The organism is Planomonospora sp. ID91781, from assembly GCF_015711595.1.
Lineage (GTDB): Bacteria > Actinomycetota > Actinomycetes > Streptosporangiales > Streptosporangiaceae > Planomonospora > Planomonospora parontospora.
In genome coordinates this window covers 164,268-190,000 of the sequence record NZ_JABTEY010000003.1, presented here as the reverse complement: position 1 = coordinate 190,000, position 25,733 = coordinate 164,268, and the positions used below count along the sequence as shown (strand labels likewise).

Annotated in this window: 28 protein-coding genes and 1 tRNA gene; 16 read left to right on the top strand and 13 right to left on the bottom strand. The window is 71.5% G+C overall.

Annotated elements, in window-relative coordinates; genetic code table 11:
- Positions 1-53 precede the first annotated feature (53 nt).
- Entirely contained in the window at positions 54-1,133 is a 1,080-nt protein-coding gene (locus HS048_RS31215) for an acyl-CoA dehydrogenase family protein (RefSeq protein ID WP_196469652.1), read from the top strand.
- Between the two features lie 164 nt (positions 1,134-1,297).
- On the opposite strand, the gene HS048_RS31210 is transcribed toward HS048_RS31215, so the two are convergent.
- Entirely contained in the window at positions 1,298-1,897 is a 600-nt protein-coding gene (locus HS048_RS31210; protein ID WP_068903316.1) for a TetR/AcrR family transcriptional regulator, read from the bottom strand.
- A 236-nt stretch (positions 1,898-2,133) separates the two neighbouring features.
- Here HS048_RS31210 and HS048_RS31205 point away from each other — a divergent pair, with 236 nt between their 5' ends.
- Together HS048_RS31205 and HS048_RS31200 are read left to right on the top strand one after the other, a co-directional pair.
- Complete coding sequence (locus HS048_RS31205; protein WP_230882388.1) at positions 2,134-2,862, top strand: nuclease-related domain-containing protein; 729 nt, start codon at positions 2,134-2,136, stop codon at positions 2,860-2,862.
- 140 nt (positions 2,863-3,002) lie between these two features.
- Positions 3,003-4,781, top strand: a complete 1,779-nt coding sequence (locus tag HS048_RS31200; protein WP_196469650.1) for a methyl-accepting chemotaxis protein — start codon at positions 3,003-3,005, stop codon at positions 4,779-4,781.
- On the opposite strand, the gene HS048_RS31195 is transcribed toward HS048_RS31200, so the two are convergent.
- Together HS048_RS31195 and HS048_RS31190 are read right to left on the bottom strand one after the other, a co-directional pair.
- Positions 4,762-6,129, bottom strand: a complete 1,368-nt coding sequence (locus HS048_RS31195) for a VWA domain-containing protein (RefSeq protein WP_196469649.1) — start codon at positions 6,127-6,129, stop codon at positions 4,762-4,764. The two genes, HS048_RS31200 and HS048_RS31195, sit on opposite strands and share 20 nt — an antisense overlap.
- A gap of 145 nt (positions 6,130-6,274) precedes the next feature.
- Positions 6,275-7,126 (bottom strand): MoxR family ATPase, encoded by an 852-nt coding sequence (locus HS048_RS31190; RefSeq protein WP_068903321.1) that lies wholly within the window; start codon positions 7,124-7,126, stop codon positions 6,275-6,277.
- 100 nt (positions 7,127-7,226) lie between these two features.
- On the opposite strand from HS048_RS31190, the gene HS048_RS31185 reads away from it, so the two are divergent.
- Positions 7,227-7,303, top strand: a tRNA-Lys gene (locus tag HS048_RS31185).
- Between the two features lie 328 nt (positions 7,304-7,631).
- On the opposite strand, the gene HS048_RS31180 is transcribed toward HS048_RS31185, so the two are convergent.
- A complete protein-coding gene (locus tag HS048_RS31180; RefSeq protein WP_196469648.1) occupies positions 7,632-7,862 on the bottom strand; it encodes a hypothetical protein in 231 nt (76 codons plus the stop codon).
- A gap of 245 nt (positions 7,863-8,107) precedes the next feature.
- Here HS048_RS31180 and HS048_RS31175 point away from each other — a divergent pair, with 245 nt between their 5' ends.
- Positions 8,108-9,925, top strand: coding sequence for a long-chain fatty acid--CoA ligase (locus tag HS048_RS31175; RefSeq protein ID WP_196469647.1), 1,818 nt, complete (start codon positions 8,108-8,110; stop codon positions 9,923-9,925).
- An 8-nt stretch (positions 9,926-9,933) separates the two neighbouring features.
- Here the strand turns inward: HS048_RS31175 and HS048_RS31170 are convergent, their stop codons facing one another.
- Complete coding sequence (locus tag HS048_RS31170) at positions 9,934-10,416, bottom strand: MarR family winged helix-turn-helix transcriptional regulator (RefSeq protein WP_068903324.1); 483 nt, start codon at positions 10,414-10,416, stop codon at positions 9,934-9,936.
- On the opposite strand from HS048_RS31170, the gene HS048_RS31165 reads away from it, so the two are divergent.
- Together HS048_RS31165 and HS048_RS31160 are read left to right on the top strand one after the other, a co-directional pair.
- A complete protein-coding gene (locus HS048_RS31165; protein ID WP_068903325.1) occupies positions 10,415-10,879 on the top strand; it encodes a pyridoxamine 5'-phosphate oxidase family protein in 465 nt (154 codons plus the stop codon). The genes HS048_RS31170 and HS048_RS31165 overlap by 2 nt on opposite strands.
- 156 nt (positions 10,880-11,035) lie before the next feature.
- On the top strand, positions 11,036-12,973 hold the full coding sequence (locus tag HS048_RS31160) for an ATP-binding protein (protein WP_196469646.1): 1,938 nt from the start codon (positions 11,036-11,038) through the stop codon (positions 12,971-12,973).
- An 18-nt stretch (positions 12,974-12,991) separates the two neighbouring features.
- Here HS048_RS31160 and HS048_RS31155 read toward each other — a convergent pair whose 3' ends face one another.
- Positions 12,992-13,198 (bottom strand): DUF397 domain-containing protein, encoded by a 207-nt coding sequence (locus HS048_RS31155; RefSeq protein WP_196469645.1) that lies wholly within the window; start codon positions 13,196-13,198, stop codon positions 12,992-12,994.
- Positions 13,189-13,572: a Scr1 family TA system antitoxin-like transcriptional regulator gene (locus HS048_RS31150; protein ID WP_196469644.1), complete on the bottom strand. Its 384-nt coding sequence runs from the start codon at positions 13,570-13,572 to the stop codon at positions 13,189-13,191. The genes HS048_RS31155 and HS048_RS31150 overlap by 10 nt, the downstream gene beginning before the upstream one ends.
- Positions 13,573-14,015: 443 nt before the next feature.
- Between HS048_RS31150 and HS048_RS31145 the strand changes: the two genes are divergently transcribed.
- The 3 genes from HS048_RS31145 to HS048_RS31135 all read left to right on the top strand — a co-directional run bounded on the left by HS048_RS31145 (position 14,016) and on the right by HS048_RS31135 (position 17,033).
- Positions 14,016-15,461, top strand: a complete 1,446-nt coding sequence (locus HS048_RS31145; protein WP_196469643.1) for a S1 family peptidase — start codon at positions 14,016-14,018, stop codon at positions 15,459-15,461.
- A gap of 98 nt (positions 15,462-15,559) precedes the next feature.
- Positions 15,560-16,018 carry a hypothetical protein gene (locus HS048_RS31140; RefSeq protein WP_196469642.1) on the top strand — a complete coding sequence of 153 codons (459 nt, stop codon included), beginning with the start codon at positions 15,560-15,562 and terminating at the stop codon, positions 16,016-16,018.
- Positions 16,019-16,193: 175 nt separating this feature from the next.
- Positions 16,194-17,033, top strand: coding sequence for an ATP-binding protein (locus HS048_RS31135; RefSeq protein ID WP_230882387.1), 840 nt, complete (start codon positions 16,194-16,196; stop codon positions 17,031-17,033).
- Positions 17,034-17,144: 111 nt separating this feature from the next.
- Here HS048_RS31135 and HS048_RS31130 read toward each other — a convergent pair whose 3' ends face one another.
- Positions 17,145-18,149: a hypothetical protein gene (locus HS048_RS31130; RefSeq protein WP_196469641.1), complete on the bottom strand. Its 1,005-nt coding sequence runs from the start codon at positions 18,147-18,149 to the stop codon at positions 17,145-17,147.
- A gap of 378 nt (positions 18,150-18,527) precedes the next feature.
- On the opposite strand from HS048_RS31130, the gene HS048_RS31125 reads away from it, so the two are divergent.
- Entirely contained in the window at positions 18,528-18,956 is a 429-nt protein-coding gene (locus HS048_RS31125) for a hypothetical protein (RefSeq protein ID WP_196469640.1), read from the top strand.
- Between the two features lie 211 nt (positions 18,957-19,167).
- On the opposite strand, the gene HS048_RS31120 is transcribed toward HS048_RS31125, so the two are convergent.
- The 4 genes from HS048_RS31120 to HS048_RS31105 form a co-directional block, all read right to left on the bottom strand.
- Positions 19,168-19,695, bottom strand: a complete 528-nt coding sequence (locus HS048_RS31120; protein ID WP_196469639.1) for a DoxX family protein — start codon at positions 19,693-19,695, stop codon at positions 19,168-19,170.
- Between the two features lie 146 nt (positions 19,696-19,841).
- Positions 19,842-21,059, bottom strand: coding sequence for an RNA polymerase sigma factor (locus HS048_RS31115; RefSeq protein ID WP_196469908.1), 1,218 nt, complete (start codon positions 21,057-21,059; stop codon positions 19,842-19,844).
- A gap of 227 nt (positions 21,060-21,286) precedes the next feature.
- The gene (locus HS048_RS31110; RefSeq protein WP_068903332.1) at positions 21,287-21,631 is read right to left on the bottom strand and encodes a YciI family protein; all 345 of its coding nucleotides are present in this window, start codon (positions 21,629-21,631) and stop codon (positions 21,287-21,289) included.
- A gap of 217 nt (positions 21,632-21,848) precedes the next feature.
- Positions 21,849-22,019: a DUF3073 domain-containing protein gene (locus HS048_RS31105; RefSeq protein ID WP_084009001.1), complete on the bottom strand. Its 171-nt coding sequence runs from the start codon at positions 22,017-22,019 to the stop codon at positions 21,849-21,851.
- Between the two features lie 330 nt (positions 22,020-22,349).
- Here HS048_RS31105 and HS048_RS31100 point away from each other — a divergent pair, with 330 nt between their 5' ends.
- Genes HS048_RS31100 through HS048_RS31090 form a run of 3 tightly spaced genes read left to right on the top strand, consistent with a single transcriptional unit; the run spans position 22,350 to position 23,118 of the window.
- Positions 22,350-22,544 (top strand): hypothetical protein, encoded by a 195-nt coding sequence (locus tag HS048_RS31100; RefSeq protein WP_068903334.1) that lies wholly within the window; start codon positions 22,350-22,352, stop codon positions 22,542-22,544.
- 2 nt (positions 22,545-22,546) lie between these two features.
- Complete coding sequence (locus HS048_RS31095; protein ID WP_068903481.1) at positions 22,547-22,882, top strand: helix-turn-helix transcriptional regulator; 336 nt, start codon at positions 22,547-22,549, stop codon at positions 22,880-22,882.
- The gene (locus tag HS048_RS31090) at positions 22,879-23,118 is read left to right on the top strand and encodes a hypothetical protein (protein ID WP_196469951.1); all 240 of its coding nucleotides are present in this window, start codon (positions 22,879-22,881) and stop codon (positions 23,116-23,118) included. The genes HS048_RS31095 and HS048_RS31090 overlap by 4 nt, the downstream gene beginning before the upstream one ends.
- Here HS048_RS31090 and HS048_RS31085 read toward each other — a convergent pair.
- Entirely contained in the window at positions 23,048-23,389 is a 342-nt protein-coding gene (locus tag HS048_RS31085; RefSeq protein ID WP_068903483.1) for a metalloregulator ArsR/SmtB family transcription factor, read from the bottom strand. The genes HS048_RS31090 and HS048_RS31085 overlap by 71 nt on opposite strands.
- Positions 23,390-23,699: 310 nt before the next feature.
- Here HS048_RS31085 and HS048_RS31080 point away from each other — a divergent pair, with 310 nt between their 5' ends.
- Both HS048_RS31080 and HS048_RS31075 read left to right on the top strand, forming a co-directional pair.
- Positions 23,700-24,557 (top strand): DUF4253 domain-containing protein, encoded by an 858-nt coding sequence (locus HS048_RS31080; RefSeq protein WP_307832711.1) that lies wholly within the window; start codon positions 23,700-23,702, stop codon positions 24,555-24,557.
- Positions 24,558-24,810: 253 nt separating this feature from the next.
- Positions 24,811-25,677 (top strand): alpha/beta fold hydrolase, encoded by an 867-nt coding sequence (locus tag HS048_RS31075; protein ID WP_196469638.1) that lies wholly within the window; start codon positions 24,811-24,813, stop codon positions 25,675-25,677.
- The last annotated feature ends 56 nt before the right edge of the window (positions 25,678-25,733 follow it).

Genomic DNA, 25,733 nt, shown 5'->3' with positions numbered 1-25,733 from the left:
GGTCCGCGAGGTACGAGTGGCCCGTGCAGTGAGCGAGGAGTGGTGAGCGACCGATGACACTGCTGTACACCGAGGTCGAGGAGGAGCTCCGGGCCTCCGTGCGGGACCTGCTCGCCGACCGCTGCGGGCCGGACGCCGTGCTGGCGCGGATCGAGTCGGCCGCGCCGTACGACATGGAGCTGTGGAAGACGCTATCCCGGGACATCGGGGTGGCGGGCCTGCTGGTGCCGGAGGCGCTCGGCGGGGCGGGGGCGACGGCGCGCGAGGTCGCGGTGGTGCTGGAGGAGCTGGGCCGGGCGGTCGCGCCGGTGCCGTTCCTGACCAGCGCCGTGCTGGCGACGAAGGCGCTGCTGGAGATCGGCGAGGAGGACCTGATCCAGGAGCTCGCCTCCGGTGAGACCACGGCGGCGCTGGTGGTCCCGCTGGCCGCCTCGCCGTACCGGTCGCTGCCGGAGGGCGTCACCGTCGGCGCGGACGGCACGCTGAGCGGGCGGGTGCGTGCGGTCGCGGGCGCGGACGTCGCCGACGTGCTGCTCGTCCCGGTCGGTCCGGGCGCGCTCTACCAGGTGGAGGCCGGGGACGCCCGGATCGAGGTCGTGCCCTCGCTGGACCTGACCCGGCCCGTCGCGACGGTGACCTTCGACGGCGCCCCCGGCGAGGTGCTCGGGCACTTCGAGCGGGGGAAGGTGCTGGCGTTCGGCGCCGGGCTGCTCGCCTCCGAGCAGCTGGGCGTGGCGCAGTGGTGCCTGGACACGACGCTCGCCTACATCAGGGAGCGCCACCAGTTCGCCCGGCCGATCGGCTCGTTCCAGGCGATCAAGCACCGGATGGCCGACCTCTGGCTGGACGTGGTGCGCGCCCGCGCGGCCGCCCGCAACGCCGCCGACCTGCTGGCCGAGCCCGGCGGGGAGTCGCCGGAGCTGGCCGTGGCGGTGGCCAAGGCGTGGTGCTCGGAGGTGGCGCTGCACGTCGCCGAGGAGAGCGTGCAGCTGCACGGGGGCATCGGTATGACCTGGGAACACCCGGTGCACCTGTATCTCAAGCGCGCCAAGGCGGGGCAGATCGCGCTGGGTTCGCCCGGCGCCCACCGCGACGCCGTGGCCGAGCTGGCGGACCTGCCCGCTCCCGCCTGATCGTCCGGCAGGCCCGACGGCCCTGGGACCTCCTCCCCGGGGCCGCCGGGCCGGTGCTCGGCTTGCGGGTCGTTGCGGAGGCCGCGGGCCGGTCCGGAGACCGCGGGCCGGTCCGAGCTCGTGGAACAGGTCCCCGAGGCCGCAGGCCGGTCCTGGGGCCGGTCTCAGCCGGCGGGCCGGTCCTGGGGCCGGAGCGAGGTGAGCAGGAGGTCGGCGTAGTAGGCGCCCAGGGCGGCGCCGGAGATCGGTCCCTCCGGGCTGTACCAGGTGTTGAGGTGGTGGACCGAGCCGAAGAAGAAGTCGACGACGATGTCGGCGGGGGTGTCGGTGCGGAAGACGCCTTCGCGCTGGCCCTCCAGGATCAGGTCCCGGAAGCGCTCGTGGTAGACGCGGCGCTCGGCTCGCACGCCCTTGCGGGTGTCGGGCGCCAGCAGGTGCATCGAGCGGAAGAAGATCTTGGAGTCGTCGAGGTTCTCGACGGAGGTCTGCACGACGTCGGCGGCGGCGCCGTACAGGCGCTCGGTCACGGTGCCGGGACCGTCGGCGAACTGGACGAGCCGCTCCATCTGCATACGGAGGACCCGGCCGTAGATCTCACGGAGCAGGTCGTCCTTCGAGTCGAAATAGTGGTACATGGCGCCTTTGGTGACGCCCGCCGCGGTGACGATCTCCTGCACCGAGGTGCTCTCGAAACCCTGCTCGGCGAAGAGGCGGGTGGCCTCGCTGAGCAGCCGCTGCCGTACCGGCTCCTGGTCCTGGGCCATGTGCTCCCCTTGTACGTGGTGGAGAAAGCATACCGACTGGTCGGTCAGAGTGCCCACCGGATGACGAAGCCGTGTTACTTGCGTCACCTTCTCCTGCCTGGAGCTCCCACTTGGGTATTTCATTATCCAAGGATCTTCAGCGTGGCAGGTCCATGCCCTTCCATCCACTCGAACTGTGGGGGTTCGTTGTGCCTGGCGGATCTATCTACGTACCGCCCGATGACCAGGTTCACGGGTTGTCACCGCAGGTGATGTACGAGAAGAACTGGCGCGAGGAGGCCAAGGAGCGCTGGAAGGCGCGCGGTCTCAAGGCGGCCGGGGGTCTGGTCGCGGGCATCGCGCTGGCCTACCGGTTCGGCCTGTCGCCGGTGGTGCTCGGGCCGGCGCTCGGCGTGCTGGTCGCCGTCGCCGACCTGGCCTGGGACTGGTGGTCCTTCAGGTCGACCGCGGTCTGGCGGGGCAGGCGGCGCGGCGAGACCGTCACCGCCCGGCTGCTCCGCCGCCGGCTCCGCAGGCACGGCTACCGGGTGCTCGACGGCCGGGCCGTGCCCGGGCAGGCCTCGATCGACCACCTGGTCATCGGCCCCGGCGGCGTCTGGGTCGTGGACAACGAGGCGTGGGACCCCGACACCGAGATCGCCACGTACGGCGGGCGGCTGTTCTTCGGCGAGAAGTACGGGTCGAAGGAGGCCAGGGCGCTCGTCGAGGCCGCGGAGGCGCTGGCCGGGGTGCTCAGCCGGGAGTCGGGCGTCCCCGTCGCGATCGAGCCGCTGCTGGCCGTGCACGGCGGCCAGCTCGTGCACGGCACCGAGCGCCGGCGCACGGTCACCGCCGAGGGCGTCACGCTGCTCAAGCCCCGGCACGCGGCCTCCTGGATCCTCGGCGCGCCCCGCCAGGAACTCGACGAGAGCCAGGTGGAGGTGCTCACCCGCACGGCCGCCCGGGTGCTGAGGCGTATGGGCTGACCTCCCGGTCCGATCGGCCCGGCGGCGGAGAGCCGGGCCGATCGGCTCAGGTCGCGGTCCCGGCGGCCGATGGGACGATGCGGCGTTCCACCCCGCGCGCTGCCGCACAGCTTCCCGGTCCCGCTATGGAAGGATCCGACGTGACCGACCTCTCCGCAGACACCGCACGGCCCGTGGTGACCGTGCACCGCAACCCGGTGCTCGGCTGGTTCGCCGACCGCCGCATCAGCGCCAAGATCATGATCACCGTGTTCGTCGTGGCGCTCATGGGCGCCGGCGTCAGCTTCGTGGCGCTGAGCCGCATGGGCGACCTGAGCGGCGACCTGCAGGCGCTCCGGCAGGGCAACGTCCAGCGCCTGTCCCACCTGGGCGAGGCCCGCGGCCACATGACCGACCTGCTTCTCAACTCCAGCACCATGTACACCGTCACGGACCCGGCGGCCAAGGCGCAGCTCGCGCAGCAGCTGAACGAGGACTTCGAAGGGATCGGCCGGGCGTTCGAGGCCTACAAGGCCGTCGCCTCCGACGATCCCGAGGCGCGCAGGCACGTCGCCGCCTTCGACGAGGCGTGGCAGGCCTACCTGTCCTACGTCTCCGGCACGCAGTCCACGGGCGACCCCCAGGACCTCACTCCGGAGGCGCTCGCCCAGTTCGACAAGGTCATGAAGGCCTTCACCGCCGCGATGGACAACCTGACGACGTTCGAGACGAGCAACGCCGAGACGGTCGCCGCCACGGCGATCGACGAGTACGAGAGCTCCCGGGTCCTCATCCTGACGCTGGTGACGGTGGGCCTGCTGCTCGCCCTGGCCCTGTCCCGGGTGGCGGCCCGCCAGATCGTCCGCGCCCTGAACGCCGTCTCCCGGGTGCTGGACGCCACGGCCCGGGGCGACCTCACCCAGAAGGCCGAGATCACCTCGCGGGACGAGGCCGGTGCGATGGCGGTCGCGGTCAACCAGGCCAACGACGCCGTCCGGCGGACCATCGAGGCGCTGGCGGAGAACGCCGACACGCTGGCCGCCAGCTCGACCGAGCTGTCGGCGGTCAGCGACCGGATCGCCGCCTCGGCCGACGAGGCGTCGGCTCAGGCTAGCAACGTCGCGGGGGCGGCCGGCCAGGTCTCGCAGAACGTGCAGACCGTCTCGGCGGGCTCGGAGGAGATGGGGTCGTCGATCCGGGAGATCGCGCACAACGCCGGCGAGGGCGCCAGGGTCGCCGCGCAGGCGGTCGAGGTGGCGGAGTCGACCAACGAGACCGTCGCCAAGCTCGGCGCCTCGTCGGCGGAGATCGGCAGCGTGATCAAGACCATCACGAGCATCGCCGAGCAGACCAACCTGCTGGCGCTGAACGCCACCATCGAGGCGGCGCGGGCCGGGGACGCGGGCAAGGGCTTCGCGGTCGTGGCCGGTGAGGTCAAGGACCTGGCGCAGGAAACGGCCAAGGCGACCGAGGACATCTCCAAGCGGGTCGAGGCGATCCAGGCCGACACCGAGAGCGCGGTGACGGCCATCGCCGAGATCAGCTCGATCATCAGCAGGATCAACGACTACCAGCTGACCATCGCCAGCGCGGTGGAGGAGCAGACCGCCACCACCAACGAGATGAACCGCAGCGTGGCCGACGCGGCCCAGGGCAGCGCCGACATCGCGGCCAACATCGCGGTGCTGGCCGACGCCGCCCAGGTCACCGCCGGGGGGCGTGGGCGAGAGCCGGCGGGCCGCGGCCGAGCTGGCCGGGCTGTCGACCCGGCTGCACCAGCTGGTCTCCGGCTTCCGCTACTGAGACGGCGGCGGGCGGCGTCGCGGGGCTCGGCGGGTGACCCCCGGTTCTCCCGTCGGCAGGCCGCGGGGAGAACGGGGAGAGGGGACGCCGGACGGCCGGTGCCCCCTCGGGCCGCCCTCAGGCGAGTTCCTCGATGAAGGCCGAGAGCTGGACGACGTTCCGGCACTCGTACATCGGGACGATCCCGCCGTAGGCCGTCGCCGAGGAGTCCCCGGTGTCCCACTGGGCGACCGGCTCGGGGTTGAGCCAGTAGGCGTGCCGGGCACCGGCGCTCAGGCGCCTCAGGGTCTCCAGGGCGGGCGGCTGGTAGTTGGACCGGGCGTCGCCCAGGATCAGCAGCGAGGTCTTCGGCCCGACGGCGTCGCCGTACCGCTCGGCGAAGCGCTCGAACGCGCGGCCGTAGTCGGTGCGGCCGAACCGCACCATGTCGGCCTCCCGGGCCAGCCGGGTCATCGCCTCGGCCACGTCGGCGCCGGGGACGAAGAAGCGGGTGATCTCGTCCACGGTGTCCACGAAGCCGAACGCGCGGACCTTGGTGAACTGCTCGCGCAGCGCGTAGGTCAGCAGCAGCGTGAAGTGGGCGAAGGAGGCGACCGAGTCGCTGACGTCGCAGAGTACGACGAGCTCGGGCTTGTGCGGGCGGCGCGGCTTGAGGTGGGTGGTCAGCGGGACGCCGCCGGTGGACAGCGAGGCCCGGACCGTGCGGCGGAAGTCCAGCCGGCCGCGGTGCCCCAGCCGGTGCTTGACGGTCAGCCGCGCGGCCAGGCGGCGGGCGAGCGGGTGCACCTCCCGGCGCAGCCTGGCCAGGTCGGCCTTGGTGGTCCGGAGGAAGTCCACCTGCTCCAGCGGGGGCCGTACGGCGGAGCGCGCGATCCGCTCGATCCCCGACTCCTCGGCGATGCGGCGCCGGACGTCGGTGGAGACGGCCTCCTCGAACCGCCGGATGCCGCGGGTGACGCGCTCGCGGGCGACCTTCTCGGCCAGGCCGCCGCGCTCGGCCCCGGCCAGGACCTCGGCGAGCAGGCGGGCCATCAGGGTCTCGGGGGACAGGGCCCGCAGCACCGGGTAGGAGAACCAGTTCTGCCGGCCGGGACTCGCGGGCTGGCGGCCGAACCGCTCGACCATCTCCCGGGCGAACGCGTCCAGCTCTCCGGGCCGCTCGCCCGCCTCCAGCAGCAGCTCGGCCAGCCGGTCCCGCAGCTCGGGGACCCCGGCGGTCCGCGGATCGGGTCCGGCGGCGGGGCGGGAGCCGTACAGACCGGTGGTGGAGGCGGGGAACCACAGGTCGAACAGCGTGTCGAAGCCGGGCCGGTGCGAGGGTCGCTTGACCAGCGTCGCCGCGTAGGCGGCGCGCAGCGACTCCCGCTCGGTCAGGTCGATCACCTGCAGCGCCCGCGCCGCGTCCAGCCCCTCGGCGGGCGACACGGGCAGCCCCGCCTCGCGCAGCGCGTGCACGAAACCGACATGCCGGTCCAGCAGGCTCACCGCGCCGCCTCTCCCGGCCGCGGGGCCGTGGTGCGGCGGGGGGCGATCGTTCCGTGCGGAGGCGCCGTTCGGTGGGGGGCCTCCGGGAGCCTGGCCCGGCTCGCGATCCGGTTCACAGCCTGACCGGCCCGGTCCGCGATCCGGTTCACAGCCCGAGCTCCTTGCGGGCCCGCTGCTGGTCGGAGGCGTGCTTGAGGACCACGCCGAGGGTCGCGCCGGTCGTCTCCTCGTCCAGCTCGGTCCGGCCCAGCGCGAGCAGGGTGTTGGCCCAGTCGATCGTCTCGGCGATCGAAGGGGACTTCTTCAGCTCCAGGGTGCGCAGCGTGGCGACCGTGCGGGCGAGCTGCTCGGCCAGGCCCGCCTCGATCGCGGGCACCTGGGCCAGCACGATGTCCCGCTCGCGCTCCGGCGACGGGTACTCCAGGTGCAGGTAGAGGCAGCGCCGCTTGAGCGCCTCCGACAGCTCGCGGGTCGCGTTGGAGGTCAGCACGACGTACGGCCTGCGCACGGCGGTGATCGTGCCCAGCTCGGGGATGGTGACCTGGAAGTCGGAGAGGATCTCCAGCAGCAGTCCCTCGACCTCGACGTCGGCCTTGTCCGTCTCGTCGATCAGCAGGACCGTGGGGGTCTCGGAGCGGATGGCCGAGAGCAGCGGCCGCTCCAGCAGGAACTCCTCGGTGAAGATGTCGTCGTGGGTGGTGTCCCAGTCCTGGCCGCCCGCGGCCTGGATGCGCAGGAGCTGCTTCTTGTAGTTCCACTCGTACAGGGCGCGGGCCTCGTCCAGGCCCTCGTAGCACTGGAGGCGGACGAGCCGCGCCCCGGTGACGGCGGCGACGGCCTTGGCCAGCTGGGTCTTGCCCACGCCCGCGGGTCCCTCGGCGAGCAGGGGCTTGCCGAGCGCGGCGGCGAGGAAGACCGAGGTCGCGATGGCGTCGTCGGGGAGGTAGTCGACGGCGGCGAGACGCTCACGGACGTCGGCGGGCGAGGCGAACCACATGTGTGCTCCCGGGCAGAACCGAATGTTGTTCTAGCCTAGCGGGTCGAACCCGCCGATTTCGAAGCACGCCCGCGGATGCGCTACTCTTCAAGTGCTTCACGCGCCGCTAGCTCAGTTGGTTAGAGCAGCTGACTCTTAATCAGCGGGTCCGGGGTTCGAGTCCCTGGCGGCGCACCATCCCGCCGGTCCACCGGCGGATCCGGAATCGGCCCGCCTGATCGGCGGGCCGATTTCGTTTGCGCGGGTCTTCCTCGTCTTCTTCCGGCTCGTCGTCCGGGCTCCGTGAGGACTCATGTGCCTGGACCTTCCGGTGACGCATGCGTCCTGGGCGGGTCGGGCCTTCCGGGACGCATGCGTCCGGGGCGGGGTGGAGGCACGCCGGCGTGCGGGCCTCCGTCGTCGTCGGTGGGCGTGTCCCGGACGCGTCGGCGGACGCGTCACCGGACCCGCCGCCGGGTGTCGGTGGACTCCCGGTGGGTGTCGGTGGACGGTGGTGTCGGTGGGCTCAGAGCCGGGTCATCTTGGCGAACGGCGTGGTGATCCGCCGCTGCTCGGGGCCGAAGTCGACGAGCACGGCGAGCTCGTCCTCGACTCCGATGACCACGCCGAGGCCGTACTTGTCGTGGCTCACGCGGTCGTTCAGGGCGTACTGCTCGACGGGGGGCGGCGGCACGATGGTGCGGTTGAAGGGACTGCCAGGCAGGATGCGCCGGGTCGCGGCGTGGGACGATTTCATCTTTCCCAGTATGCGCCCATTGGGGGCGAGCATGGGACGTTTCCCCCGGTGAATCGCGCCGGGACATCTGTTCGTGATGCTCACGGCCACGAAGAATCCGGTATGGTAACCGCCCCCGGAGGGCGGAAGCCGTACCGGCGAGGGACGCCGGGAGCGGCATTCCCGGCCCAACAGAGGTCCAACTGCTCCCCATTCCGGGTCCGCGGTCCCTGACTCCGGAGCCGGGGGCGGAGCAAGCTGGAGACATGCAGCGTTCCTCTGGGGTGGGTGAGTGGCGGACGCCTCCGGCGGTCTCCGGCGAGGACGCCCGGGACGCGGGCACGGCGCTGGACGACGTCTTCGCGCAGGCGTCCCGGTGGCCGGACCGCGCCGCGGTGAGCCGCAAGGCGGCCGGAGTCTGGACGCCGCTCACCTGGGGGGAGCTCGCCGAGCAGGTCGTGTCCCTGGCGCGGGGGCTGATCGCCGCGGGGGTCCGGCCCGGGGACCGGGTGGCGCTGATGTCGGCGACCCGGCTGGAGTGGGCGCTGTGCGACTTCGCGATCTGGGCGGCGGGGGCGGTGACCGTACCGATCTACGAGACCTCGTCGGCGGACCAGGTCGGGTGGATCTTCGCCGACTCGGGCGCCGTGGCGGTGTTCGCCGGCGACGACCGGTGCGAGGCGGTGGTACGGCAGGCCGAGCCCTCCGCCGTGCGGCAGGTGTGGCACCTGGACCGGCTCGGCGAGGTGATCGAGCCGGGGTTCGGGGTCCCGGTCGCCGAGGTCGAGTCGCGCCGCCGGGAGCTGACCGCCGGGGATCTCGCCACGATCGTCTACACCTCGGGCACCACCGGTCCCGCGAAGGGCTGCATGATCACCCATGCGAACCTGGTGGCGGAGGTGCGGAACGTGACGCGCGTCGAGGGCGTCGGCGAGTTGGTCCTGCACGAGAACGCCTCGGTCCTGCTGTTCCTGCCGCTGGCCCACGTCTTCGCGCGCGCCGTCCAGCTGGCCGCCCTGCACCGGGGCGTACTCGTCGGATACAGCCCCGACATGAAGGACGTCCCGGCCGAACTGCGGGCCTTCCGGCCCACCCTCATGCTCATCGTGCCCCGGGTGCTGGAGAAGGCCTACAACGCCGCGCTGCTCAAGGCCGAGAGCGAGGGGCACGGGAAGCTGTTCGCGATGGCCGCCGACACCGCCGTGGCCTACAGCCGAGCGCTCGACCGAGGCGGTCCGGGCCCGTTCCTGCGGCTCCGGCGGGCGGTGTTCGACCGGCTGGTGTACGCCAAGCTGCGCGCCGCCATGGGCGGCCGGGCACGTCACGCCGTCAGCGGCGCCGCCCCCCTCGGCGTCCGGCTGGGCCATTTCATGCGCGGTGCGGGGATCACCGTGGTGGAGGGCTGGGGGCTGACCGAGAGCACGTCCGGGCACACGCTCAACCCGCCCGCCCGGCCGCGCATGGGCACCGTGGGCCCGCCGCTGCCCGGCTACGCCGTACGGGTGGCGCCCGACGGGGAGCTCCTGCTCAAGGGACCGAACGTGTTCCGAGGGTACTGGCGCAACCCGGAGGCCACCGCCGAGGCGTTCGACGCCGACGGCTGGCTGCGCACCGGCGACCTCGGCGAGCTGGACGCCGACGGGTTCGTACGCGTCACCGGCCGCAAGAAGGAGATCATCGTCACCGCCTCCGGCAAGAACGTCGCCCCGGCGGTCATCGAGGACCGTCTGCGCGCCCACTGGCTCGTCGACCAGTGCGTCGTCGTGGGGGAGGGCCGGCCGTACGTGGGCGCTCTGGTCACGGTGGATCCGGAGTCCTTCCCGCGCTGGAAGCACGACCACGGCAAACCGCCGGAGGCGGAGCTCTCCGAGCTGCGTGACGACCCCGACCTGCTGCGCACGATCCAGGAGGCCGTCGACGTGGCAAACCGGGCGGTGTCGCGGGCCGAGGCGGTCAAGCGCTTCCGCCTCCTGGAGGGCGTCTTCACCGTCGGCAGGGAGCTCACCCCCACGCAGAAGGTCCGGCGTCACTACGTGCTGGACCGGTACGCCCACGAGGTCGACGCCCTCTACGGCACGGCCTGACCCGCCGTTCAGGCGGGCGGGCGGACTCTGCGGTTGCGGACGGCGTCATCGCGGTCGAGGTGGGACAGGACGGCCGCGAGCAGCGCGCGGGTCTCGGCGATCCGGTCCGCGCCGAACCGCTCCGCCAGCTCGGCGTCCAGCGCGGCGCGGTGGGCGCGGGCCGCCTCGACGGCGGCCGCGCCGTGCGGCGTCAGGCGGAGGAGGCGGGTGCGGGCGTCGCCGGGGGCCGGCTCGCGGGTGAGCAGGCCGCGGCGCTCCATGTCGGTGACGGCCTTGGACGCCGCCTGCTGGGTGACGCCCATGCACCGGGCCAGGGCGGTGACGGACAGCGGTTCGCGCAGGAGGTGCTGGATGACCACGCCGTCGTTGAAGCGCAGGTCGCCGAAGCCCTCGTCGGTCAAGCGGCGGTGCACCTCGTCGGTCATAGCCCAGCCGGCGAACAGGGCCACCAGAGACAGGTCGAGGTTCTCCGCACTAGGATGCACAACCATGGTTGTGCATCCTATCGTCCCGCCCGCCGGACTCCTCGACGAGTTCGTGAGGATCGCGCACCGCATCGTGTGGTGCACGCTGGCCACCGTGGACGGCCGCGGTCGGCCGCGCTCGCGCGTCATGCACCCGTACTGGGAGCGGACCGGCGAAGGCGTCGTCGGATGGGCGTTCACCCGGCCCACCCCGCTCAAGGTGGCGCACCTGTCACGCCATCCGTACGTGTCGTGCTCGTACTGGGACCCGGCCCAGGAGGTGGCGGTGGCCGAGTGCGACGCGGCCTTCGCCGGCGACGAGGAGACGCGGAAGAAGGTGTGGGACCTGTTCGCGAGCGCCGACGAGCCGCTCGGTTACGACCCGCGCATCCTGGGCGGGCAGGACCACCGGGACGAACGCATCACCGTGCTCAAGATGACGCCCTGGCGGCTCGGCACGCTCAAGGAATCGTGGCAGCGTCCCGCCTGACCGGCCATGACGCGACCATGGCCTTCCGCCGTACGGCTCGGCTCACCGGCCGCGCCGGTGGCGGGCCGTACGGCGGGCCCGGCCCCGGGAGGAGAGGCCGGGTCCGTTCTGTTGATCTTCCGTACGGTTCCGCAGGTCGACTGGGATAGTGGCCGGATGGGCACCGTTCACATCGAGGCCGAACCTGATCACCTGCTGCGGCTCGCCCGCCAGAAGGATCCGGTGGGTGCGGTCGTGGAGATGATCTGGAACGCGCTGGACGCGGAGGCGACGCTCGTCACCGTCGATCTGGAGATCAACGAACTGGACGGCGTCGAATCGGTCAGCGTCACCGATGACGGCCACGGGATGCCGAACGCGTCCTGCGCGGACTACTTCGGCGGTCTGGGCGGATCATGGAAGATGTCCGCCAAGGTCTCGCCCGAGCTCGAACGCGGCTTGCACGGGCGGAGCGGGCAGGGCAGGCTCCGTGCGTTCGCACTGGGCGAGCAGGTCCGGTGGATCACTGTCGCGGAGGCGGCCGACGGGCGGATCGAACGCGCGGTCATCAGCGGTGCCGTCGACCGTCCCGTGGACTTCGGCATCTCCGAACCGGAAGTCGTCCGGCTGCCGTACGGAACGCGGGTGGAGGCGTCGGTCCCGGCGGATTTCGTGAACCGCCTCACCCAGGACGACACGGCCCAGCAACTCGCCTCGACGTTCGCGCCGTTCCTGACGGCCAACCCCGACGTGCGGATCGTCTACCAGGGCATGCCGCTCGACCCGGCCACCGTCTGGACCGACATGGCCGAATATCCGCTGTCCTGGCCGGACTCGGCGGGATACGCCGAACCGCTGCTCCGTGTCATCGAATGGCCGAAGGACGTCGGCCGGGTGCTCGCCCTCTGCGACACCGACGGCATCGTCCTGGACGAACCCTCACCGGGCATCCAGGCACCCGGCTACCACTTCACGGCCTACCTGCTCTGGGACGGCTTCGCCGAACGCAGAAACGATCTGCGGCTGGCGGAGATGGACGAGATCGGCCCGCTGCTGGAGCTCGCCAGGGAAACGCTCCGGGCCCATTTCAGGAGACGCGACCAGGAGCGCCGGGTCCGGCTGATCCAGGAGTGGAGGACCGAGGGGGTGTACCCCTACTCGGGAAAGCCGGCCGAGCCCGCACAGGCGGTCGAGCGAGAGATGTTCGACGAGGTGGCGACCAGGATCGCCCGCCGGCTGCCAGGGGCGACGCAGAGCAAGAAGACCACCCTGCGGCTGCTCAGGGAGGTCATCTCCCGTGATCCGAGCGGACTCTACCCCGTGCTGGACGAACTCTTCCGGCTGCCCCAGTCGGAGCAGGAGGAGCTCAAGCGCATCCTCCAGCGGACCAGCCTCTCCGAAGTGATCAAAGCGACGGGCCAGGTGACCGATCGGCTCGACTTCCTCGCCGCGCTGAAAAAGCTCGTCTTCGAGCCGGAGATCAGCAGGACGGTCAGGGAACGGAGCGAGCTCCACAAGATCCTGGAGCGTGAGACGTGGATCTTCGGTGACGCCTACGCGCTGATGGTCAGCGACCAGAGCCTGGACACGGTGCTCAAACGGCATCTCAGGGAGCTGGGCCGTGAGCCGGAGAACGGCCGGCTCGACCCGGTGCGCCGCGAGGACGGCAAAAAGGGCATCATCGACCTCCTACTGGGCCGGGCGCATCGGGGAAGCTCCGGGCGGGAGCACCTGGTGGTCCAGCTCAAAGCACCCAAGGTCAAGATCGGTCAGGTGGAGGTCGCGCAGATCAAGAGCTACGCCAAGGCCGTCGTCGGTGACCCGCAGTTCCATGACGCCCGGGTGGCTTGGGATTTCTGGGTGGTCTCCACCGAGATGGACGACGTCGTCAGAGAGGACGCGAGTGCGCCGAACCGCCCGCCCGGGTGCATCGCCGAGTGGAAGAACGGCGTCCGTATCTGGGCGAGGACTTGGAGCGAGATCATCGATGACTGCGAGGGCCGCCTCCACTTCTACCGCGACCGGCTGAACCACGACCCGGCTACGGAGCACGCCGTGGAATATCTCCAGCGGGTCCACGGAGCGGTCACGCCCGAAGCGGTCGCCGCGACGTGACCCGGACCCGTGGAGCCGTCAGCCGACGGAGTCGAACTCGCCGGACTTGACGCCGCCGACGAATGCACGCCATTCGGCGGGGGTGAAGAGCAGCTTGGGACCGTCCGGGTCCTTGCTGTCGCGAACCGCGACCACCCCGGGCAGATTGTCGGCGACCTCGACGCACTGGCCGCCGTTGTCTCCGGATTGCGAGGACTTCCGCCACGCGGCAGCGTTCAGATCCATTCCCGTCTCGCTTCCCCGATCATTTTGGCGGATATGAGATCAGGATAGGCCCACCGCCGGATCGCCTCATAGCGCTTCCAGATCGCGTTCACGGTTTCATCTTCGGTCGTGACCTGTCCTGTGGCGGAAGAATCCACCTGAACTGCATCGGGTTGTCCGTTGGGAAGCTCATCGATCATGAAAGCGCTCAGCAGGCCCGTCAGACGCTCCGGGTCGACGATCTGGATGTAGACGGTCGGTCTCTGTACAGCCTTCAACAGGTGGCCGAGCTGTTCGCGCATTACCTCGGCTCCACCGACTTTGCGGCGTGGCACACCTGCATCGACGAGCACGAGCGGAGGATTCTCCCGATCAAAAATCCCCTTTCGTTGCATGCGAGTTTGGTCGCTCTTGAATGCGACGGTTTCATTCCGCGTCCCGGTCGCGCGCCTCGGAAAGCACTCTGGAGGTCGGGCCATGGCGGCGGACGGGCGGTACGAGAGATCCGGCTGCGGCGGTCCGTCGCAGAGGGGCGTCCGCAAGCATTCACGTCCAGTGCATTCCGGTGCTGTGTGATCGCGGTATGTGGCCGCTTTCAGCCGTGAAGGGCCACGGACCGTCGCCGGTGCCGGATCGGGCGGCATCCACGCCCGGCCGAGCAGTGCGTCACGGATCGCCGTGGAAGCAAGTCTCTTCGGCGAGACGGAGAGCGCGGAGGGTGGCAGTCCGCTTACGGCGCGGACCGCTCTCGGGAATGTCGAAGTCAAGTCTTACTCCGCATCAATTGATCATGTTGACTTACGGCGTCGCGCGCCTATTCGATCATGGAGGTAAATAGGTGGCATATCGGCGCCGGTTATCGGCCGGCCTCTGCAGCACCTTGGCGGCTTTCACGGTGCTGACCCCAATCGCAATGACATCACCCGCTCAGGCTTCTCCTGATTCCACCGAGACGGTGGTGCTTGCCGTCGAGCAGCAGCCGGAAGTTCATCGCCCCACCCTCGACCGGCTCAAGCAGGAAGCGGCCGCCCAGGGAATCACCCTGCAGCAGGCGATCCACTCCTACATCGACGAGAAGGCCAAGACCGAGCGTTCCGCGACCGCCAACTGGGTGGACGGCCCGGTGGACATCCCCGATGTCATGATCGACGACCTGTCGGCCTCGCAGATCAACGATCTGGAGGGGATGGCCGAGTCCATGAAGATCACTCTAGAAGAATCGATCGAACGGTACAGCTACCAGCGCTACGGCGACCGGGTCGCAGACCAGCTGAAAGCCGCCTTCCCCGATCAGCTCTCTGGCTTCACCAACGAGGACGGAGGCGGCGCCTGGATCGGCTTCAAGGGCGCGGTCCCGGACCAGGCCGTCCGGCTGGCCAAGACTCTCCCCGGCAAAGTCGAGTTGCGCGGCAATCTCGGCTATGCCGAGGTTGAGCTGCCCAAGGCCCAGGCTCGAATCGACCGCGCCCTGCGGCGCATGCCCGGCGTGAAGGCGGTGAGTACCTGGTATGACCCGAAGCAAGGGGTCGGGGGTATTGTGACGCGCTCGGCGGATGCACCATCAGCGTTGACTGACGACACGCTGCAATCATCTCTGGCGTCACTGACGGCGGCGAACCCCGCCATCAAGGTCAACGTGTCCATCGCGGCCGCAGAGCGGCTTGGCGGCGCCTATGACGAGTGGATCCGCGGAGGCGGCAACATCGACTCGCAGCAGTGCACCACCAGCTTCAACCTGATCTCCGCAAGCGGCACCACCAAGCGGCTCGGCTCAGCCGGGCACTGCGTGTCGCCTGGCGGGCAGAGGACCTACTGCAACCAGTCCGGCGACGGTGACTGCACCACCGTCACCGGCAGGTGGAGCTACATCGGAAACGGCGGCGACGTCGGCTTCTTCGATCACGGCACGGAGCTCAAGCCCACCCGCACCTTCTACTGGGACTGGGGTCAGAAGAAGTACGCTGACGCCAGATCCTCAGGTCCCAAGGTGGGGGATGCGGTGTGCAAGTTCGGGTTCCGGACTGGGCGAAGCTGCGGCACCGTCACCGCGATCAACCAGGATGACGGGGACCTGACTGGTGGCCTGGTAAGGACGACCATCCCGGCAGAGGATCTCGACAACTGCTTCCGGGGCGACAGCGGGGGGCCCTTCCACCGGAACGGCGGGGAGGCGTACGGGGTTCTGACCGGATACCTCTACGACGCCGAGGGCATCCCCCGGTGCGCCTTCACGCCTGTGAACCGCTACTACAACGGGGCCAGTTACTACGTCTGGACCCGATAGCTCCGCCGCTGGGCCGTGCCTGCCCGTCCGACGGACTGGTGTGGCCCAGCACCCTTGCCAGAGATGAGCCCACAATGAGACATGCGACCCTGGCTGCCATGCTGGCCGGCATCACGGCATTGACCGCCTGCACGTCCGACGGTCAAGCCAGCGGCAACACCGCAACACCACCCACTCCCTCCCTTGCGGCAATCGGCACCGACCCGATCATCCTCGTGCACGCCAACCGCCGCGGAAGCCAGATGATGCCGCTGAACGCGCGCCTGAAGTGGATCGAGGACGGCTCCTGCCTAGTCATGATCACCGCCGAACATCCGCCGGAACAAACCGTCATCCCGGTGTGGCCCGAGAACACCGTGCCACTGCGCGCTCCAGACGGCAGGCGGGGCGTCACCACCCCCGCGGGAGAGCAGATCCTCGACGGAGACACGGTGAGCGGAGGCGGATCGTGGATCCGCCCGGATCATCCGGCCTATGCCAGGTACCCACCACCCGCAGGCTGCCACGGGCACGACGCGTTCTTCGTCATCGACAGCACGGATCTGCACCGCATGTAACCATCACTCCCAGCGAGCTCGGAGTCCTCCAGCTCGCCGGGGAGGCGGACGAGTCCCCGCGCGTCGACGGCAGGCCGCCGCCCTCGTTGAGCTTCCGGATCAGCTCCGCCCGCTGCGCCGGGAGCGCTCCGAGTCGCGGACGCGGCTGCTGCTCTGCGGATCCGCGCTCTCCTCCATGGGGAAGCTGCTCGCCGGAAACGCCCCGCTGCGCGGCCGGGCCGGTCTCGAACTGGTCGTGCGCACGCTGGACCACCGGCTCGCCGCCCGGTTCTGGGAGATCACCGACCCGCACCTGGCGCTGCGGGTGAACGCGATCGTCGGCGGCACGCCCGCCTACCGCAAGGAGTTCGCCCGGGGAGACAGTCCGAGCGGGCCGGAGGACTTCGACGACTGGGTGGTCCGCACCGTACTGAGCCCGGAGAGCCCCCTGTTCCGCGAGGCGAGATACCTGCTGGCGGAGGAGCCGGACCTGCGGGACACCACCCTGTACCATTCGGTGCTCGCGGCGGTGGCCGAGGGCAACGCCACCCGCAGCGGCATGGCCGGATATCTGGAGCGGAAGGCCGCGGACATCGCGCATCCGATCAACGTCCTGGAGGACGCCGGGCTGCTCCACCGCGACGCGGACGTCTTCCGGGACTGGGCGTCGCACCACGCCGATCCCGACCTCCTGGGCGGCCTGCCCGCGCGGGTCGGGCACGGCGTCGTCAACGACGCGGCCCGCCGTACCGGTCACGAGGTCGACGTCGCGGTGGCCGGCATCGGTGACGGACGGAAGGCACCGCTGCTGCTGATCGGCGAGGCGAAGTGGAACGACGTCATGGGGATGGGGCACCTGGACCGGCTGAGGCACGTCCGCTCCCTCATCGCCCGCGGGGACCGCTACGACACGGCCCCGACCCGGCTCGCCTGCTTCAGCGGCGCGGGATTCACCGACGAGCTGCGGGCCCTCGCCGCCCGGAGCGACTCCGACGTCCTGCTCGTGGACCTGGCGGAGCTCTACGGGGAACCGTGACCGCGCCGCCGGGGACGCCGTCCGGGACGCTCCGCCCCCGGCCGCTCGATGAAGTCGGGGGCCTCGCCGGGGGTGTGAGCCGTACCGGTGGCACCGGTACGGCTGTTCCCGTCAGCGCACCTGGAGGAGGCCCAGCCGCCTGTTGCGGGGCTTCTCGGACAGGGTCTGCAGGCGCTTGCCGGAGGGGGAGAGGACCATCAGCGTGTTGGCGGTCCGGCCCGCGACCCGGACGGCCAGGCGGCCGTCGCGCAGGTACAGGGCGCCGATCAGCCTGCCCCGGACCGGGAGGGCGATCTTCTTCCCGGTCCGCGTGTCGTACACCGACGGGGTGAACTCCGTCGGCCAGGAGCCGTCTCCGGCGGCGTCGTCCGGGCCGATCGCGTGCACCACGACTCGGCGGCCGTCGGGGGACAGGCCCGCCACGTGGTTGGCCAGCCTGATGCCGGGGACCCGCCGGGAGGTGCGGGAGGCGGTGTCCAGGAGGTGGACGCCCTCGGTGGTCCCGGCGTATCCGGCGAGGGTGCGGCCGTCGGCGGACCAGGTCAGGTGGCAGACGCCGAGGGTCGCGCCGACCTTGTCCAGGCCCCTGCCGTCCGCGCCGACCACCGCGACGGTCAGCCTGTCGGCCTGGCCGGCCAGAGGGAAGGCGATCCGCCGGGAGTCGGCCGACCAGGCGGGGGTCAGGCAGGGACCGCCGGAGGCCGCTCCTCGGGCGACGACCTTGTCGGAGGCCTTCCCGGTGCCGGCGGCGGGAACGGAGACGTGCAGGCGCCCCCTGCCGTCGATCCAGGCGACCTTCCGGCCGTCGGGGGAGACGGAGAACTGCCCGTAGCCGGAGCGGTCGGTCCAGAGGGCCCGTCCGCTCTCCGTCACCAGGCGGACGCCGCTGCCGTAGCCGAGGTAGACGCCCCCGCCGGTCAGCGGAGCCGGCGCGGCCTGCGCGGGCGCGCTCCGGGCGGGTACGGCCTGCTCGGATACGACCTGCGCTGATTCGGCCTGCGCGGACGTGCTCCGAGCCGGTACGGCCTGCGCGGGCCCGGCGAGTGCGGCGGTCGTCGCGGTGGACACGGCGAATGCGGTGAGTACGGCGCCTGCGGCGAGGGCCCGGTGCTTCACGATGTTCTTCTCCCAGAGTTTCGGTACCCGTCAGCGGACCCGACCCGTTGAGACCTGTCCGTTCCCGTCGATCCGTCCGAGGCGGAACCCGGAGGCTCCGTCGCCCGAGCCGGGTGATCGTCGGGACACAGCCATGAATCCTCGCACACCGTCGTGGGAGAGCAGTGCCCGATGCCAAATCATCATTTGCTGCCCTTGTAGACATATGGGTTTTCTGCGACGGCCGACGGGGCCTGTGAGCATAGGCTGGCTGGGAGAGCGGCCCTCAGCCTGGGGCGTCGACCGTGTCCGGTCCCGGAGGCTGATCGCGCGGCGTCCCTCCTGGTGATCTGTGGTGTCCACCGATCGTGGGCCGCAAAGGGGGCAATCGTAATGATCATGAAGATTCGGCGTGCCGCAGTGGTCGCGGGCGCCGTCGCGGCCCTCGGACTCGCCGGGCACGGCGGGGCTCTGGCCGACAGCGACCACCCGTACCCCTACGGAGGCTCCGGCTACTCCCAGGGTGGTTACGGGAACCACGGCGGCTACGGGAACCACGGCGGTTACGGCAAGCACAAGAACAAGTACGGGGGTTACGGGAACCACGGCGGCTACGGTTACGGCGGTTACGGGAACCACGGCGGCTACGGTTACGGCGGTTACGGGAACCACGGCGGCTATGGTTACGGCGGTTACGGCGGTTACGGCAAGCACAAGAACAAGTACGGCGGTTACGGGAACTACGGAGGATACGACCGCGACCACGGCTACGGCGGCTACGGGAACTACGGCGGTTACGGCAAGCACAAGCACCACGGACGCCGTTGAGACCACCCGATCCGGCCCGTCACGCGGGAGGGAACCGGCCCTGTGCCGGGGCGGGTCCGGGAGGAGCCGGACGGCCCGTGCGCCCTCGGGGCGCACGGGCCGTTCTTCCGCCGGAGGAGGCCGGTGAAGGGGCGGATCCGATGATCCGGCGGGGCTCGGAGACCCGGCGTTCCGGCCGGATCCGGAGCCTTCCGCCTTTCCGTCCGGGAGATCAGCGCCGCCGCGAGCGGCTCAGGGACAGGGACCGGACCAGGGCGCGGGTCTGCTCCCGGCGGTCCCGGGCGACGAGCGCGAGCACGGCGCCGAACGCGACCGGGAGCAGGGCCCAGGCGGGCTCGATCACCAGGATCTGGGTCAGGGCGGCGCCGGCCATCAGGCCGATGAGTCCGGTCGCCGCGGCCCCGGCCAGCCGCGGGATCAGCAGGCCGATCCCGCCCGCGAGCTCGACGACGCCGGTCACGTACCGGAACCACTGACCCCAGCCGATCAGCTCGAAGGTCTCCACCGCGTTCTGCTCGCCGACGAGCTTGGGCAGGGCGGAGGCGACGACCAGGAACAGCGCGATGAGGATCTGCAGGGTCCACAGGACCTTGCGGGCGGTGCCGCGGGAAGAACCGCGGGGGGTGCCGTGCGGGGCACCGTGACGGCCGGCGGCGTCCGTGGTGCCGGTGCCGGTTCCCGCGGCGGTGGTGTCGGTGTCGGTGGTGGTGCCGGTGGCGGGGATCTGTGCGGCGGCCATGGCGGCTGTCCTTCCGGATGCTGGTCTTCTTGCTCTCTGACCACGCGTCGAACGGGTGACGGCCCGTTCGACACGACTCCGGATTTTTCTCGGGACTTTTTTCCGGCGGCCGCCCACCGCCCGCGTGAGAGGAAGGTCGTTGCAGGTCAGAAGGGCGCGCACGCGGCGGCGCGGGACAGCAGGAGGGTGCGCTCGGGGAGGTTGCGGGTGAGGGAGGCCGCGCGTTCGAACTCCCTACGGGCCTCGTCGAGGCGGCCCAGCCGGGCGAGCAGGTCCCCGCGCACGGACGGCAGCAGGTGGTAGTCCTTGAGCGCGGGCTCCGAACCGAGGGCGTCGACGACCTCCAGCCCGCGCGCCGGGCCGTACGCCATCCCGAGTGCGACGGCGCGGTTGAGCTCGACCACCGGCGAGGGGGTCAGCCGGACGAGCAGTTCGTAGAGGGCGGCGATGCGCGCCCAGTCGGTCTCCTCGGCGGTGCGGGCCTGCGCGTGGCAGGCGGCGATCGCGGCCTGCAGGACGTACGGGCCGGGCGGTGCGCCGAGCTTCTCCGCGCGCAGCAGCGCCGCGAAGCCGCGCCGGATCAGCAGCCGGTCCCACAGGCCGCGGTTCTGGTCGAGGATCCGGACGGGTTCGCCGGACGGGCCGGTGCGCGCGCGGGTGCGCGAGGCCTGGATCTCCATCAGCGCGACGAGACCGTGGACCTCGGGCTCCTGCGGGGCGAGCCCGGCCAGGACGCGGCCGAGGCGCAGCGCCTCCTGGCACAGGTCCACCCGCATCCACGAGGTGCCGCCGCTCGCGGTGTAGCCCTCGTTGAAGATCAGGTAGACGACCTCCAGGACCGAGGCCAGCCGGTCGGCGCGCTCGGCGCCCTCGGGCACCTCGAACGGCACCCCCGCCTCGGCGAGCGTGCGCTTGGCGCGGACGATCCGCTGCGCGACGGTCGCCTCGGGGGCCAGGAAGGCGCGGGCGATCTCCTCGGTCGTCAGGCCGCCGAGCAGGCGGAGCGTGAGCGCGGCGCGCGCCTGGGCGGACAGGACGGGGTGGCAGGCGGTGAACACCAGCCGGAGGAGGTCGTCCTCGATGGGGTCGGTGTCCAGGACGGCGTCGAACTCCGGGGCCGGATCCTCGTCATCGAGCCCGTGCCCGATCTCCTCCAGCTTGCGCTCCAGCCGCTGCTGCCGGCGGATCCGGTCGACGGCCCGGCGCTTGGCGACGGCCATGAGCCAGGCACCCGGATTGTCCGGCGTGCCTGACTCCGGCCACTGTTCGAGCGCCGCCACCAGGGCGTCCTGCGCCAGTTCCTCGGCCAGGCCGATGTCGTGCACCATCCGCGCGAGGCCGGCGATGATCCGGGCCGCCTCCATCCGCCAGACCGCGTCGATCGCCCGGTGCGCATCCCTATGTGCGTTCCGGTGCTCGTCCCGGTGCGTCCCCGGCCGGGGGTCAGAGGCCGTCACCCCGACGATGAGAGCACCGGTGGGACCGTCGGCGCAAGTTCCGCCGCGGGCTCCGGCGCGGGGTCTGTCGTGGGCCCGATGTGGGCCACGGAGCGGGCCCGCGGCTCACACCGGGCCGGAGGACCCGGGCGGGCTCACCGCCCGGGCATCGGGTCCTCGGGACCGAACACCTGCTGGATCACGCCCGCGCCGTCGCCGGCGATCCGCCAGAAGCGCTTGGACAGCTCGACCGCCTCCTCCTTGGTGCGCGTCTCGATGAGCGCGAACCCGACGACGGCCTCCTTGGCCTCGGTGTACGGGCCGTCGGTCACGGTGACCTTGCCGCCGGAGGACGTGATACGGGTGGCCCGGGGGTCCAGGCCGCCGGTGGCCAGCAGCACCCCCGCCCGGCTCATCTCCTCGATGAACCGGCCCATCTCGGCCATCATCCGCTCGTCCGGGATGCTCTCGGTCTCGGTGGTCATCATGAGGAACCGCATCGTGGTGCTCCCTGTCGTTGCGGCCGGGTCCGTTCCCGGCCTCCCGCTGACGCGTCGAACGGGCGGTGGTCCGTTCGACACGGCTCCCGGAATTCTTTCCGGGTTCTCTCTCCGGGGCGTCCACGATGCGGGGCGGACCCGGCCCGGGCCGCGGTGCGAAGACGCGGGCGGCGGCGGGTCCTGGGACCCGCCGCCGCGCCCTGCGTGCTCCCGGCCGCTATCTGTCGGCCGGCTCCCCCGCGGGGGCGTCGGTCTCGGGGCGGTCCTGCGCGCGGTCGTCTCCGGAGCCGAGCTCCTCACGCAGCCGCTCGAGATCGATGTGGTGACTGCTGTACTTCAGCTGGCGAGCGACCTTCGTCTGCTTCGCCTTGGCGCGACCCCGTCCCATTGGCTGCACTCCCTCACGTAGACCGTGCCCGGCCTCTCGTCATTGTCGCATCGCGGGCCAGCGCGGCCCGGTATCCCGGGCCGGTCCTCGCTCGCCGGTGACCTTACCCGGCGTGCCCCGCCCGGTCCTGACCTGATGCGGATCGGGACCTGGGCCGGCGGGGGAGACCTCCGGGAGCGGACCACCGCCGCCATCTTACCCAAGCCCCTTACGACTTGAAGAATTACGCAATTGGTGAGTTTGTAAGTAGCATGTTCCCGCCACCCGGGCGCCGGTGCACCGGCGCCGGTCCGCGGGAAGTCCACCGGAAGTCCACGGGAAGCAGGATGCATGAGCGAGTTCACGGCTGAGTTGCTGGCGCGTATCGACGAGGTCGACGCGGAGTTGCGGCTCGTGCGCCAGGCGCACGACGACCACGCGGTCGAGGTCCTGTCCGGCCGGCTGGACAACCTGCTGCGCATCGCCGGGCAGCACGGCGTCGAGGTGCGGCACGGGGTCGGCGCGCCCGCCGGCGAAACGGCGTGATCATGGCGGTGCCGCTCAACCAGGCCAAGGCGGAGTTCTTCCGCACGCTCGGGCACCCGGTCCGCATCCGGGTGCTGGAGCTGCTCCAGACCGGTCCGCTGCCGGTCCGGGACCTCCTCGCCGCGGTCGACGTCGAGGCGTCCAACCTCTCCCAGCAGCTGGCGGTGCTGCGCCGGGCCGGGATCGTGGGCGCCACGCGCGAGGGGACCACCGTCGTCTACGCCCTGTCCACCCCGGACGTGGCGGAGCTGCTGGTCGCGGCGCGGCGGATCCTCGCCGACCTGCTGGCCGGGCAGGGAGAACTCCTGGCCGAGCTGCGCGCCGAGGCCCGCAGATGAGCACGACCCCCCGTCTGGAGGGCCGCGGCATCACCGTGCTGCTGTCGGGCATCCGGCCGGGCCACGACCAGGTCCTGGCCGCGCTCGGCGTCGCCGAGCACCTGCGCCGCGACGGGCTGGTCTTCCCCGGCACCCCGGCGGCCATCGCCCACGCCAGGGGTCTGCTCACCCCCGTTCGCGGGCCGAGGCCCGCAGGTCCTCCAGGAGCTCCGCCTGCCCGGACAGCACGCCGGTGAGGATGGACCGGGCCACGGCGAGGAGGTCGGCGAGGCCCGGATGGGTCAGCGAGTAGTAGACGGTGGAGCCCTCCTTGCGGGCCGTGACGAGGTTCGCCCGCCGGAGCACCGCCAGCTGCTGAGACAGGTGCGCCGGCTCTATGCCGACCTCGGGGAGCATCTCCGCGACGGAGTGCTCGCGCTCGCTGAGGAGCTCCAGCACCCGGATGCGCGAGGGGTGCCCGAGCGTCTTGAAGAACTCCGCCTTCAGCTGGTACAGCGGTGCGCTCACCGCGGCGCCCTCCCTCCCGTGGCACTGCCGTCTCCCGCGGTCCCGCGTGGACGTCCGTACGGGCTCCGCGCGGACGGCCGCGCCGCCCGGACCCCGGATCCCGGCGGACGCCGGAGCGGTCACCGCGTCGCGACCGCCTCCCGCGCGCCCCGGCACTCCGGGCAATTGCCAACTTTAGCAACGCCGCACCCGGGGAAGGCGCCTCCGCGGGACGGCACTCCGCTGGTAGATGGAATTATGGCGAGTTGTCCCTGGCCGGGCATCGGTGGCTTCCGCCGTGCGCGTGGCGACCGGCAGGCAAAATTGGGGCGTGGTCGGGATCGGGACGGTTGAGATGGGTGACTGCGAGCGTGAGCGGCTTCCGCCGTTGCTGGGGCAGCTGTTCGCCGACGGCGGCGAGGGGCGGACCCTCGCGGTCGAGCTGCCGACCGGAGACCTGGTCTGGCCCGACCCCGGTTACACGTCGCTGCTGACGACTTCGTACCACCAGCCGGCGTTCTGGCTCAGCGACACGGTCGTCTCCGCCGAGCTGTGGACCAGGCTGCGGGCCGAGCACCCGCACTCGGGCCTGTGGCCGGTGCTGCTGGAGGACACCGTCCAGCCGTGGACGGCCGGCCAGATCGCCCCGGACGCCCCCGCCGAGATCGACAACTACAACACCGCCGCGTTCATGGCCGAGGTGTGGGCCGACTGGATCGAGAAGGCCCATCCCGGCCAGCTGGAGATCCTGGACCCGTTCGGCCCGCGGTGCCCCGGTCCGGCCGGGCCGGGGACGCCGATGGCGGACCCGGACGTGGTCGCCGACTGGTACGCCGGGCTCGTGGCCGAGCGCCGCACCCCCCTCGGCCTGGTGGCCGTGGACCGGGGGGCCGACGCGCTGGCGGCCATGGGCTGGCAGGGTGCGCTGAACCACAACGAGTGGATGGTGCCGCTGGCGGCCGTGGTGCGCAGCTGGGAGGACCGGTTCGGCGCACGGGTGGTCGGCATGGGCTTCAACACCCTGGACCTGAGCGTCGCGGCCCCTCCGGTCACGCGGGAGCACGCCCTGCACCTGGCCGCCGAGCACTGGACGTTCTGCCCCGACAGCATCGTGCAGGGAGCCGGGACGCTGATCGACTACGCCGAGCAGATCATGGGCAGGAACGCCTGGTCGTTCTGGTGGGACTGAGCCCCGCCGGAACGACCGGGCGTTCCGGCGGGACCGGGCACCGCCTGCTCAGCTCCGGCCCGCCCGCCCGCCCGCCCCGGCCCGCCGGTTCGGTTCGCTCCGCCCGTCCGCCCGTCCGCCCGTCCGGTGGGCCCGGTACGGGGAGGCCGCCGGGGGCCGCCGCTGTGATCGCGATCGCGAACAGAACATGGCTCTTGTCGTCACGCTTCCAGAATGAGATTCTGTTCCGACGGACGAGCACGGTGGGAGTGAGATGGCTCTGCGCGCCTCGGCGAACGGCATCGAGATCGCCTATGACACCTTCGGGTCCCCGGGAGGGCGCCCGCTGCTCCTGATCATGGGGCTGGGCTCCCAGATGATCCACTGGGACGAGGAGTTCTGCACGCTGCTCGCGGACGGGGGCCACCACGTCATCCGGTTCGACAACCGGGACGTGGGCGAGTCCACCCACTTCCACGACGCGGGCACGCCCTCCTTCGGCCCTGTTTCCAGTGCGGACGCGCCGTACCTGCTCGGCGACATGGCCGACGACGCCGCAGGCCTGCTCGACGCGCTCGGCCTGGAGTCGGCGCACGTGGCCGGCGTCTCCATGGGCGGGATGATCGCCCAGGCGATGGCCATCCGCCACCCGGACCGGGTGCGCAGCCTGACCTCGATCATGTCCACGCCGAGCCCGCAGGCCGCCCCGCCCACCGAGGCGGCCATGGCGGCGCTCATGTCGCCGCCCTCGCCCGACCGGGAGACCGCGATCGCGCGGGCCCTGGAGACCTGGAAGGTCATCGCCTCGCCGGGCTACCCCTTCGACGCCGACCGGATCGCCCGGCTCGCGGGCCTGAGCTACGACCGCGCCTACGACCCCGCCGGGGTGGCCCGGCAGCTCGCCGCGATCATGGCCTCGGGCGACCGCGCGCCGCTGCTCAAGGAGCTGCCGGTGCCGGCCCTGGTCCTGCACGGGGAGCAGGACCAGCTCGTGCCGCTGCCCGGCGGGATCGCCACGGCGGACGCCGTGCCCGGCGCCAGGCTGGTCACCTACCCGGGCATGGGGCACGACCTGCCGCGCCCGCTCTGGCCGGAGTTCGCCGCCGAGATCGGCGGCCTGACCGCCGCCGCGGAGCGCTAGGCCCCGCGGCTCCGGCCGCGGCCCCCGCCTCCCGGGGCGCGGACCGCGGCCGGAGG